At 68.5% G+C, this 1,152-nt stretch carries 2 protein-coding genes; one reads left to right on the top strand and one right to left on the bottom strand.

Annotation, left to right across the window (positions count from 1 at the left end; all coding sequences use genetic code 11):
• Positions 1-489, bottom strand: a 489-nt coding sequence (hemC, locus tag H926_RS0107695) for a hydroxymethylbilane synthase (RefSeq protein ID WP_022675779.1), incomplete at its 3' end; no start/stop codon positions are given.
• 45 nt (positions 490-534) lie between these two features.
• On the opposite strand from hemC, the gene H926_RS0107690 reads away from it, so the two are divergent.
• Positions 535-1,152 (top strand): tRNA (adenosine(37)-N6)-threonylcarbamoyltransferase complex transferase subunit TsaD (locus H926_RS0107690; RefSeq protein ID WP_022675778.1); only part of this gene is annotated, 618 nt, incomplete at its 3' end.

The following is a 1,152-nucleotide window of genomic DNA, read 5'->3' as shown; positions in this document are numbered from 1 at the left end:
GGCGACGTTGCCGCGAAACGACACGATTTCCAGATCGGGCCGGGCGTGCAGCATCTGCGCCGCGCGGCGCGGCGCGCTGGTGCCCACCTTGGCGCCGGGCGGAATCGCGGCGATGCTGGCCGCACCCACCAGGACATCGCGCACATCGGCGCGTGGCAGCACGGCAGCGATCGTGATCTCGTCCGGGCGGATGGTTTCCACATCCTTCATCGAATGGACCGCAAAATCGATCTCGCCGTGCAGCAGCGCCGCGTCGAGTTCCTTGGTCCACAGCGCCTTGCCGCCTATTTCGGCGAGCGGGCGGTCCTGGATGCGATCGCCGCTGGCCACCTGCGGGCACAGTTCCACCGCGCTTTCGGGCCAGCCGTGCGCCGCGCACAGCCGCGCGCGGGTTTCCTCGGCCTGAGCCATGGCCAAGGGCGAGCGGCGGGGGCCAAGGCGCAACGGTTTGTCGGGCGCCTGCGACGGGTTGTGAGACGGGTTGATCATGCTTGGCTTGCCGTAAACGGGATTATCTCTAAGGGAAAGCTCCGCATGGCCCTGATCCTTGGCATAGAATCCTCGTGTGACGAAACCGCCGTTGCCGTTATCGACGGCAGCGCCACCACGCTTGCCGCCCGTATCGTGGCCCAGCGCATCGCCTCGCAGGATGACGCGCATCGGCCCTATGGCGGGGTTGTGCCCGAAATTGCCGCCCGTGCCCATGCCGATGTTATCGCCCCGATGGTGGCCGCCACGCTGGCCGATGCCGGGCTGACGCTGGACGACATGGACGCCATTGCCGCCACGGCCGGGCCGGGCCTGATCGGCGGGGTCATGGTCGGGCTGGTGACGGGCAAGGCGCTGGCCATGGCCAGTGGCAAGCCACTGATCGGCATCAATCATCTTGAAGGGCACGCGCTCTCGCCGCGCCTGGCAGAGCCCGCCTTGGCCTATCCCTATTGCCTGTTGCTGGTCTCGGGCGGGCATTGCCAGATCCTGGAAGTCATGGGGCTGGGCCGCTATCGCCGCCTGGCCACCACGATCGATGATGCGCTTGGCGAGGCGTTCGACAAGACGGCCAAGGTGCTTGGCCTGGGCTATCCCGGTGGCCCGGCGGTAGAGCGCCTGGCGCGTGAGGGCGATCCCCGCGCCGTGCCGCTGCCGCGCCCG

It is taken from the genome of Novosphingobium sp. B-7, assembly GCF_000410615.1.
Lineage (GTDB): Bacteria > Pseudomonadota > Alphaproteobacteria > Sphingomonadales > Sphingomonadaceae > Novosphingobium > Novosphingobium capsulatum.
Note: the sequence above shows the minus strand (reverse complement) of the source record. Positions and strands in the feature narration are given on the sequence as shown.